Consider the following 10,798-nt stretch of genomic DNA (forward strand, 5'->3'; position numbering starts at 1 on the left):
AGCTAAACTTCAGAATTAACCGTTGATAGCAGGAGCGGTAAGAGCTACAGGAGCAGAATCGCCAGCAGCCAAATCTAGAGGGAAGTTGTGAGCGTTACGCTCGTGCATTACTTCCATACCCAAGTTAGCGCGGTTGATTACATCTGCCCAAGTTGCAATCACACGACCTTCAGAGTCAATGATTGATTGGTTGAAGTTGAAACCGTTCAAGTTGAACGCCATTGTGCTTACACCCAAGGCGGTGAACCAGATGCCGATTACAGGCCATGCTGCGAGGAAGAAGTGCAGTGAACGGCTGTTGTTGAAAGAAGCGTATTGGAAGATTAGACGACCGAAGTAACCGTGGGCTGCAACGATGTTGTAGGTTTCTTCTTCTTGACCGAATTTGTAACCGTAGTTTTGTGATTCGGTTTCGGTTGTTTCACGAACCAAGGAAGATGTAACCAAAGAACCGTGCATTGCTGAGAACAAGGAACCGCCGAATACACCAGCTACACCGAGTTGGTGGAAGGGGTGCATCAAGATGTTGTGTTCTGCTTGGAACACGATCATGAAGTTGAATGTTCCAGAAATACCCAAAGGCATACCATCAGAGAAGGAACCTTGTCCGATTGGATATACCAAGAAAACTGCGGTTGCTGCTGCTACTGGTGCAGAATATGCGATCGCAATCCAAGGACGCATTCCTAAGCGGTAGGATAGTTCCCATTCACGACCCATGTAGCAGAATACGCCAATCAGGAAGTGGAAAACTACTAGTTGGTAAGGACCGCCGTTGTACAGCCACTCATCTAAGGAAGCTGCTTCCCAGATTGGGTAGAAGTGCAAGCCGATAGCGTTGGAGGAAGGTACTACTGCACCGGAGATGATGTTGTTTCCGTAAATCAAGGAACCTGCTACTGGTTCGCGGATACCATCGATGTCAACGGGAGGAGCGGCGATGAAGGCGATTACGAAGCAAGCGGTAGCGGCTAGCAAGGTTGGAATCATTACTACGCCGAACCAACCGATGTAAATCCGGTTGTTGGTGCTGGTGATCCATTCGCAGAATCGATCCCATACGTTGGCGCTTTCGCGACGTTGTAAGGTTGTTGTCATTGTTTTATAAGTGCGGTTAGTTATTTATGATTTGGATAAGCAAATTTGCTTACCTATGTTTATTACATTAGAAGCAAAATGGAGATTTGTAAAGAAATATTACATAGGTATTGATTATGACAGTAATTTCTTTTGGTGATGAACCGCGTTTAGAGACGCAATTCATCTGGTTTTATCACGTACTTCGTCCCGCTACGCTAACGCCCGCAAGTGGCGCGAAATAATCCTTGTATAGCAAGGTACGTAGAAACCCCACCCCGAAGTGTCTGTCTTGGTTTAATTGCGTTAGGGTAGCGGGGCGTTAGCAAGAGTGCGAATTGCGAATTGCGAATTGGTTTTATCAACCAGGGGGCCAGTCTAACTGCCGTCCTCCCAAAATGTGCAAATGTAAGTGATGGACTGTTTGTCCGCCGTCATCACCAGTGTTGATGACAACTCGATAACCATTTTTCAGCCCAGCTTCTTCTGCAACACGTTTGACGGTTAACAAAAGATGCCCCAACAGAGCATGATCTTCAGATTCAGCATCAGCTAGTTGAGCAATGGGTTTTTTGGGAATCACGAGGATGTGAACGGGCGCTTGGGGATGGATGTCTTTAAATGCCAGGGACAAATTATCCTCATAAACAATATCAGCGGGAATTTCCCGACTAATAATTTTGCTGAAAATCGTTTCTGGAGTTTCACTCATGCCAATTTACCTACTTATCTGCTAGAGATTTTATATTAAGTCCGGCTAATCACTTAAATGAGACAACATTATGGCTAAAAATGAATTTAAATTTATATTAAAAATTAGCGGATTTCTTTGTTACTACTATGTATAAATCACCATCCCAAAAAATCCAAATATTTACACCTATCACAGATTATATTTTATTACCAGTGCTATTTAAATCTTTAAAATATTCTCAGTATTTGTTTGTAATCTTTAATTTAAACTGATGGAGGTCATCTGCGGCAGAAAGGGCGATCGCATGAGCAAAAAATGGTATCGAATCCAAAAGCTGAAAGCAATATTCGTCCTAGCATTGGCAGTTATATTCACTAATGCTGTAGTCTCCTACGGCAACACTGTTAAGCTGATTTACAACCAGCAATGGGTGACATCCTCATATAAAGTTATTACCCAAGTTGAAAGTATCCAATCTACACTCCAAGATACTGAGACTGCACAACGTAATTACTTAATTACAGCAGATGCAGATGATCTAAAAACTTATCTTGTAGCTTATGAACAAACTAATCGCAACATTCAGACTCTCAGTAAGTTGACTGCTGATAACCATCAAAAGCAGCAGTGGGTTTCTTTGCTGGAGCCGAAAATTAACAGTAGACTCAACATTTTGCAACAAGAGATTTCCCTCAGACAAAACCAAGGATTTGAAGCAGTTCGACAGAGAATTTTATCTGTCAAAGACAAGCAAAACAGCAAAGAAATCCAACAGCTTATTCACGACTTTTTAGAGGTAGAGCAAAATTTATTACAGCAGGGAATGCAACAGTCGCAAGCAATTTCTCAAAAGGCGATAGTTACATTTTTTATCGCGGCTATTGTGGATTTGGTGCTGGTGGCGCTGCTGTATGACTTGTTGTGGCGCTATATCAGGCAACTTCAGCAGACGGAATTGGCCCTACGCCAAAGCGAAAATCGTTTACGAGCCATGATAGATGCAGAACCAGAATGTATCAACTTAATTGCCAGGGATGGAACCCTTTTAGAAATCAATGCAGAAGGGCTGGCGATGATGGAAGTGGAAAGTGCTGATGTTTTGATTGGCAAACCAGTTGATGCTGTAATTTTACCAGAGTATAGAGCAGCCTTTGCCGACTTGCATAAAAGTATCTGCCAAGGTAACAAGGGAACTTTGGAGTTTGAAATCGTTGGATTTAAAGGCACTCGCCGCTACATGGAAACTCATGCTGTACCACTGCTTAACGAATCTGATGGGACGTTCATCCATTTAGCACTGATACGAGATGTAACTCAGCAAAAACAGGCAGAACAGAAAATTCGTGAACAAGCAGCGCTGTTGGATGTATCAACTGACGCAATTGTGGTACGAAATATCCGCAACCAAATTTTGTTTTGGAATAAAGGTGCCCAGAGTTTGTACGGCTGGAAGGCTGAGGAAGTTGTGGGTAAGAATGTTTTGCAACTTTTGTATAAAGAGATTTCACCACAGCTAGAAGATGCTTACTTAACGGTGATGAATACGGGTGAGTGGCGGGGTGAGTTGCATCAACTGACAAGGGAAGGTAAAGTAATTATCGTTGAAAGTCGGTGGACACTGATACGACATGATAATGGACAACCCAAATCCATTTTGAGTGTGAACACCGAAATCACACAGCAGAAACAACTGGAAGCTCAACTTTTGCGATCGCAACGTTTGGAGAGTATTGGTACTTTAGCTGGCGGTATCGCCCATGACCTGAACAATATACTATCCCCAATTTTAATGTCAGTTCAACTGTTGCAGAGGAAATTGCCCGATCCGCAGAGTCAGCAAATACTGCAAACTTTAGAAAATAATGTTAAACGCGGTGCTAATTTGCTCAAGCAAGTATTATCTTTTGCACGAGGTATTGAAGGCAAACGAACAATTGTCCAAATTCAGCCTTTGATGGCAGAAATTGAGCAAATTATCGCTCAAACATTTCCTAACTCCATTATTTGCCAGATAGATATCTCTAAAAATCTCTGGTACGTTCGCGGAGATATAACTCAATTACATCAAGTACTGATAAATTTAGTAGTCAACGCCCGCGATGCTATGCCTAGTGGCGGTATTTTGAGGATTGCGGCGGAAAATCTGGTGATTGGTGAACATTCTGCCCAGATAAATATTGATGCGAAAGTGGGTTCTTATATTGCGATCGTGGTGACGGATACTGGGATGGGGATGTCGTCGGAAGTTCAAGAACGAATTTTTGAACCATTTTTCACTACCAAAGAGGTAGGAAAAGGTACGGGTTTAGGACTTTCCACGGTGTTGGGTATTATTAAAAATCACGGTGGTTTTGTCAATGTTTACAGTCAAGTAGGCAGAGGCACTCAATTTACAGTGTACTTACCTGCCTCAACATCCAGAGATACACATTCGCTGTCTCTAGAATTGGAATCAGTTACAGGAGATAGTTAAAAAAACTACAACCAAGCCCTGTTTATATATCAGAAAATTTGTTAACAAAATATACATTCTATATAAAATATACGCTATTAAAACATCTACTCAAACATAAACTCTAACAATAGGATGTTATGGTAAACACTGTTGTTGAAGAAGAATTCAGAATTCAGAATTCAGAAGGCTCAGTTGGCAGAAGGGAACCCACGTTTAAAAATGCGGGATTGATCTTGGAAGCCTTGTGTCTTGTGGCACTTTCCGCGACGCTCGATAGCGCAGCGTTAGCGACGCAGGAGCGTCTGACTCGCTTGCCGCCGGCGCTATCGACACAAATCTTTTTATACTAGTGCGGCTCTAGACCCACAACTAAAGTTTTTATTAATACTTCTTTCATAAAAGCCTTCTGCCCTCTGTCCTCTACCTTTATTTGTAACTATAAAATGTGTGTATTATCTCAATTAGGTTTACTTTTGAATAGCGGAATTATTGGTATTGCATTTATTCTAGTTTTAGACTTTTTAGCAGAGATTGGGATTTAGGAAAATTAAAATTGTTTATAGGTTATATATTTTGAATATTCAAATATTTTTTTGTTTACCATAAAAAATTATGGTGCTGTTAAGAAAGTAACGAAGGTCAAAAAATAGATTTTCTTCCTGCCTCCTGCTTTTATTTGGTAAAACCAACCTAAAATACAAACCTTAGCCGCCAAAGCATTGCGTTACTAAACATCCTCTTATGACATCCGATCGCCCCTCTGAACAACCTGTATCTGAATCTACCGCAAATGAAGCGTCCGACGTAGAGCAGCAAGAAATTGCAGATGCTTTATTTCCCATCGTTGGCATTGCCGCCTCTGCAGGTGGATTAGAGGCATTTACGCAGGTACTTAAGCATTTGCTTACCGATACAGGGATGGCATTTGTGCTGATTCAACACTTAGATCCTAACCACAAGAGTCTGTTGAGCGAGATTCTAGGAAGAACAACTTCAATGCCCGTCAATGAAGTGCGAGACGGCGTGACTGTGAAACCTAACCAGGTTTACATTATTCCGCCTAACACTAAGATGATGCTGTCTGGTGGAGTGTTGCAACTCACGCCGCGAGAGAAAGTTCATGGTAAATATATGCCTGCTGATGCATTCTTTACTTCATTGGCAGCAGATCGAGGGCACAAAGCGATCGCAGTTGTTTTATCTGGAGCAGATGGAGACGGTTCACTAGGGCTGAAGGCAATCAAGGCAGCTGGAGGCGTGACTTTTGCTCAGTGTGAAGACACGGCAAAATTCGATAGTATGCCCAATACTGCTGTTGCCACCGGGAATGTGGATTTTGTGCTACCGCCGCAAAAAATCGCCGAGGAACTGGTAAACCTCAGTCGCAATCCTTTTATTGCTAACTCTTTGCCCGTGATCGCGGTTGAGAAGTTGCCCGAACAGGGAGATGCCCTGGCGACTATATTTGTATTACTGCGATCGCAAACTGGCGTTGACTTCAGCCACTACAAGCCCAACACCCTCGATCGCCGCATCCAGAGGCGAATGCTGTTGTATAAACTAGAACGCTTAGAGGATTATGCCGAGTATTTGCAAAACAATCCGGGTGAAGTCAAGGCGCTCTATGAAGAAATTCTGATCCACGTTACCCATTTTTTCCGCGATCCCGAAGCATTTGAAGTGTTGAAAGAGCGAGTCTTTCCTAGCATCATCCAAAACAAATCAACAGAGTTGCCGATTCGGATTTGGGTAGCTGGGTGTTCGACGGGTGAAGAAGTGTATTCCATCGCTATCTCCTTGCTGGAGTTTTTATCAAATAAAGTCACCTCGCCGCCGATCCAGATTTTTGCCACAGACATCAGCGAGATAGCGATTGACAAAGCGAGAACGGGTATTTATGCAGAGAATCAAATGGTGGAAGTCTCACCAGAGAGCCGCCGCAGATTCTTTAATGCCCTTGAAGGCGGTGGATATCAAATTAGTAAAGCTGTCCGCGAACTGTGTGTGTTTGCTAGGCAAGACTTGGGCAGTGATCCCCCTTTTTCTAACTTAGATTTAATTAGCTGCCGGAATGTACTGATTTACTTGGACGAAACGTTGCAAAAACGGATATTGCCCATCTTTCATTACAGTCTTAATCCGACTGGCTTCTTGCTGCTAGGGACTTCAGAAAGCACAGGTAAATATTCGGACTTGTTTACTTTAATTGACAAAAAGTATAAAATTTATGCCAAAAAGCTAACTGCAATTCGTCCAACTTTTTCATTCATTACCAGCAATTATCCGATAGTAAAAGTGGACGAATCAAAGCCAACCGATGAGAATCCATCGGATGAGTTTGATTTAGAGAAAAAAACTGACCAACTAATCTTGAATCACTATGCCCCAGTGGGTGTAGTAATCAACGACAAGATGGACGTGCTGCAATTTCGGGGAGAAATCGATCTCTACCTCAAACTTGTACCGGGGAAACCGAGTCTTAACTTATTCAAAATGGTGCGCGAGGGTTTGCTCATCGAGCTACGCGCCACAATTTATCAGGCACAACGGCAAAAAATTCTAGTTAGAAGAGAAGGGTTACGAATTGAAGAGGGCGATCTTGCAAAAATCATCAATCTTGAGGTGATTCCATTCAACCCTGGGACTGGCGAAGAACTCTACTTTCTAGTTTTATTTGAATCAGCCCCACCCACAATTAACAACCCCAGCACAGTAAATCCTGAGAGCGAAGTGCAGTCAGACTTAGCGCAGGAGATTGTTCAGCTAAGGCTTGAACTTGCAACCGCCATCAAAGAGCGGGCTGCAACTCAAGAATATCTGCAAGCGGTGATCCAAGAGCAGGAGCATATCAATCAAGACCTGAAAGTTGCCAATGAAGAAATCCTCTCTAGTAATGAAGAGTTGCAAAGCACCAATGAGGAGCTAGAAACTGCCAAAGAAGAGATTCAGGCAACTAACGAAGAACTCAACACCACTAATGAAGAACTTCGTAGTCGAAATCTGGAATTACACCAAGTTAACAACGATCTCACGAATTTGCTTGCCAGTATTAATATTCCCATTTTGATATTGACTTTGGACTTACGCATTCGCCGTTTTACGCCAATGGCGCAGCGACTTTTTAATTTGATTCCCACCGATGCTGGACGACCTTTGAGCGACATCAGAGCAAATCTCGATGTTCCTGAGTTAGAAACTCTAATTTTGGAGGTTCTTGACACACTCAGCATCAAAGAATTAGAAGTCCAAACTCTGGGGGGACATTGGTACAACCTCCGCATCCGTCCTTATCGCACAACAGAAAACAAGATTGACGGTGTAGTGTTGGTGTTAATAGATATTGATGTTCTTAAACGCAGTGCCGCAACCTTAGAACAAGCCAGAAATTATGCTGAAGCGATTGTGGAGACAGTACAAGTGCCCTTAATCGTCCTTGATGCGGATTTCCGGGTGAACAAAGCCAATCGCTCGTTTTATGAAACATTTCAGGTTTCACCATCAGAGACAGCGCAATCTCTGATTTTTGAACTAGGGAACGGTCAATGGAATTTGCCCGGACTGCGATCGCTCTTAGAAGAAATTCTCGCCAACGATACCAGTATTAACAACTGGGAAGTAGAGCATAGTTTTGAGCGGATTGGAGAGAAAACCATGCTGCTCAATGGTTGGAAAATTATTGACCAGGGCGAGTCTCAAATGATTTTGCTGGCGATTGAAGATATTAGCGATCGCAAACAGTTAGAGTTAGAGCGATCTAAGCTACTAGAACAGGAGCAGTCAGCCCGTCAACAAGCAGAAATTGCCAACCGAGCCAAAGATGAATTCCTGTCGAACCTCTCCCATGAACTTCGTAACCCGCTCAATACTATACTGGGCTGGGCGCAACTTTTCCGCACCCGCAATTTAGATTCAGAAGCAGTCATTCGTGCCTGGGAAGTTGTGGAGCGGAGTGCTAAAGTGCAAGGTCAGTTAATCGATGATATGCTGGATGTCTCCCGAATTACGAGTGGCAAGCTTCATTTAAATACTCGTCTAATCGATCTAGTTTCAGTAGTGGATGCCGCCATTGAGTCTATCCAATTTTCCGCAGAGGCGAAAAGCATTGAAATTGTTTCACAGTTGAACTCGGCGACGGTTGTCGGAGATTTTGACCGTTTACAGCAAGTTCTGTGGAATTTACTTTCTAATGCCATTAAGTTCACTCCAGCCGGTGGGCGAGTGGGAATTATACTCGAAGCTGTATCTACTCACGCTGAACTTCGAGTCAGCGACACAGGAATTGGCATCCGGGAAGACTTGCTGCCATATATTTTCGATCGCTTCCGTCAAGGAGATTCCAGCAGCAGCAAAACAAGTCAGGGACTTGGATTAGGCTTGTCAATCGTCCGTCATCTGATAGAACTTCATGGTGGAACAGTTCAAGCGCAAAGTCCAGGTGAGGGACTAGGAACTACGATCATTGTCAGGCTGCCTCTGCGCTTAATGCCACCGGAGATTACACCACCAACTTATTTAGAGCCGAGCATTTTATCAGAGACTCCAGATACATTAGATGGTAAAAATCCACCCCTTACCCTTGAAGGATTATGCATCTTGTCTGTAGACGATCAAGAGGATAGCCGCGACTTATTAAAGTGGATGTTAGAAGAGTTTGGGGCTGAAGTAGTGGTTGTGACATCGGCAAGGGAAGCGATCGCTGCTTTAACTGAATCCCCTGGCAAATATGATGTGCTTCTAGCAGATATTGGGATGCCAGATGAGGATGGTTACTCCCTGATTCGTCAGGTGAGAGCCCTTGAAACTGAAGCTGGGGGACAAATTCCAGCAGCAGCAATTACTGCCTATGCCACCGAGCAAGAGCGGCAAAGGGCAATTGATGCTGGTTTCCAAATGCATCTCGCTAAACCGATTGAGCTTACTGAATTGGTATTGATGATTGCAAATTTGACTGGACGAGGCACAGATAATTCGTAATTCTTCAAGGAGGCAGGAGGCAGGAGGCAGGAGGCAGGAGGTGTATAATGATGTAATTTCTCCCAACTTCCTACTTCAAACTTCTTGCTTGCGCCATGAGTTATAGAGAACAATTTATTTGGCAGCGTGGTGTCAAGCTTGCCATTAACTGCTATCGACTTACCGAAAAATTCCCGAAATCTGAACTCTACGGATTAACTAGCCAGATTAGACGCTCGGCAGTTTCCGTGCCATCAAATATAGCTGTTCGCGCAGCGTCTCGTTAGAGAAGGTTATGGAAGACGGACGCAGAACGAATATATCCAATTTCTACACATTGCTTTAGGTTCGCTTCGAGAACTTGATACTCAATTGATTATTTCTAAGGAAGTCGGATTAGCATCGCCTGAACTATTTACTCCTATTTTGGAAGAAGTCGATAGGTTTCAAAGAATTTTAGTGTCAAGTATTCAAAAGATTAAATCTTAAAACCTTTCTGTCTCTTGCCTACTGCCTCCTGCCCTCTGCCTCCTGCCTTCCTCGATCAAATGTTTGAATCAACGTTTCAATTACGTATAAATTGTATAATCTGCACCTAAAACATTCCAAAGGTACAGGTTATATCTTACATTTTTACTTAAAAAGATATAGAGGATCTTTGATTTTTTTTAATAAAACAGAAGGTATCAACTATTAATTAGAGGAGTCTTACACATGACTGCAACCTTCATGAGGAGGCCTAAGTTTCGCAATGCCCAATGGGTGAGCTTTGTTGGTGGAGAAGGGATTGTACGCAGCTACACACCTGAATATGGCAGATGGATGTATGTCATTGAGATGGTATTAGGGCTAGAGCCTGACTTTGGCAGAGTTGGTGTAGAAACGATGATACTCCTTACCGAGACAGATTTACTTACGACATACAGCGAATTTCAAGCTGGTGAAATGAAGAGTGCTGAGTGCAGTGGGGCGTAGCTAATTCTGACTTCTGAATTCTGCTGTAAGTAGGTTTTTGATAAGGAGGTGGAAAATGTTTAAATCTACCAATTTAATTCGGGGTAAAATCTACTCTTGCCGAGGGGAACAAATCAAATTTAGCCATCAATCTCGTAATCAGAGATTCTTTTTTGTAAACAGTAGTGGTAAGCGCTTGATGTTTACATCCAATTTCATTCAGCGAGAACTTTATGAAATCAAAGTACTAGCAGAACAGTAGGGGAAGCTTCATGCAGCAAGACAACTCTGATTTAGTCAAACAAATCAAAGATTTCAAGACTTATAGTTACTCCTGAGATGAAGTTATCCAAAAATTCAATTTTGGCAAACAATTAGAGCAAGACTTCAATATCATTAATGCTCATTTTCGCTGATTATAAATCAAGTACTAGTCCCTTCTCTTCGTTCGCGCAGCGTCTCGTTGGCATTCACGTTACCGTCTCTGAAAGAGAAGCCTCTCTCCTTTTAGGCTACGGTGTACACACATCTTTCTAGAAAACCAAAATCGTTGTAGATCCCCCTAAATCCCCCTTAAAAAGGGGGACTTTGAGAGCTTTTTGCCCCCTTTTTTAAGGCTACGGTGTACACACAAGTTTATTGACTTGCACCTTTGATGCATCGAC

Annotated in this window: 6 protein-coding genes and 1 pseudogene; 5 read left to right on the top strand and 2 right to left on the bottom strand. The window is 42.8% G+C overall.

Annotated elements, in window-relative coordinates; translation table 11 throughout:
- Positions 1 to 15: 15 nt before the first annotated feature.
- Both psbA and A4S05_RS13725 read right to left on the bottom strand, forming a co-directional pair.
- Positions 16 to 1,098, bottom strand: a complete 1,083-nt coding sequence (gene psbA, locus A4S05_RS13720; RefSeq protein ID WP_069068940.1) for a photosystem II q(b) protein — start codon at positions 1,096 to 1,098, stop codon at positions 16 to 18.
- Positions 1,099 to 1,438: 340 nt separating this feature from the next.
- Positions 1,439 to 1,789: a histidine triad nucleotide-binding protein gene (locus A4S05_RS13725; protein WP_069070385.1), complete on the bottom strand. Its 351-nt coding sequence runs from the start codon at positions 1,787 to 1,789 to the stop codon at positions 1,439 to 1,441.
- A 253-nt stretch (positions 1,790 to 2,042) separates the two neighbouring features.
- Here A4S05_RS13725 and A4S05_RS13730 point away from each other — a divergent pair, with 253 nt between their 5' ends.
- The 5 genes and pseudogenes from A4S05_RS13730 (at position 2,043) to A4S05_RS13745 (ending at position 10,395) form a co-directional block, all read left to right on the top strand.
- Positions 2,043 to 4,244, top strand: coding sequence for a PAS domain S-box protein (locus A4S05_RS13730; RefSeq protein WP_256090966.1), 2,202 nt, complete (start codon positions 2,043 to 2,045; stop codon positions 4,242 to 4,244).
- Positions 4,245 to 4,967: 723 nt separating this feature from the next.
- Positions 4,968 to 9,200: a chemotaxis protein CheB gene (locus A4S05_RS13735; RefSeq protein ID WP_084227101.1), complete on the top strand. Its 4,233-nt coding sequence runs from the start codon at positions 4,968 to 4,970 to the stop codon at positions 9,198 to 9,200.
- A gap of 95 nt (positions 9,201 to 9,295) precedes the next feature.
- Positions 9,296 to 9,668 (top strand): annotated as a pseudogene (locus tag A4S05_RS38865) (four helix bundle protein).
- Between the two features lie 225 nt (positions 9,669 to 9,893).
- Complete coding sequence (locus tag A4S05_RS13740) at positions 9,894 to 10,154, top strand: hypothetical protein (protein ID WP_069070387.1); 261 nt, start codon at positions 9,894 to 9,896, stop codon at positions 10,152 to 10,154.
- A gap of 55 nt (positions 10,155 to 10,209) precedes the next feature.
- Positions 10,210 to 10,395 carry a hypothetical protein gene (locus A4S05_RS13745; protein WP_069070388.1) on the top strand — a complete coding sequence of 62 codons (186 nt, stop codon included), beginning with the start codon at positions 10,210 to 10,212 and terminating at the stop codon, positions 10,393 to 10,395.
- Positions 10,396 to 10,798: the final 403 nt, after the last annotated feature.

Source organism: Nostoc sp. KVJ20, assembly GCF_001712795.1.
Classification (GTDB): Bacteria; Cyanobacteriota; Cyanobacteriia; order Cyanobacteriales; family Nostocaceae; genus Nostoc.

What these genes read in the sequence shown, in the direction of transcription:
- psbA (WP_069068940.1), bottom strand. Translation starts at nt 1,098, where the DNA reads ATGACAACAACCTTACAACGTCGCGAAAGCGCCAACGTATGGGATCGA.
- A4S05_RS13725 (WP_069070385.1), bottom strand. Translation starts at nt 1,789, where the DNA reads ATGAGTGAAACTCCAGAAACGATTTTCAGCAAAATTATTAGTCGGGAA.
- A4S05_RS13730 (WP_256090966.1), top strand. Translation starts at nt 2,043, where the DNA reads ATGGAGGTCATCTGCGGCAGAAAGGGCGATCGCATGAGCAAAAAATGG.
- A4S05_RS13735 (WP_084227101.1), top strand. Translation starts at nt 4,968, where the DNA reads ATGACATCCGATCGCCCCTCTGAACAACCTGTATCTGAATCTACCGCA.
- A4S05_RS13740 (WP_069070387.1), top strand. Translation starts at nt 9,894, where the DNA reads ATGACTGCAACCTTCATGAGGAGGCCTAAGTTTCGCAATGCCCAATGG.
- A4S05_RS13745 (WP_069070388.1), top strand. Translation starts at nt 10,210, where the DNA reads ATGTTTAAATCTACCAATTTAATTCGGGGTAAAATCTACTCTTGCCGA.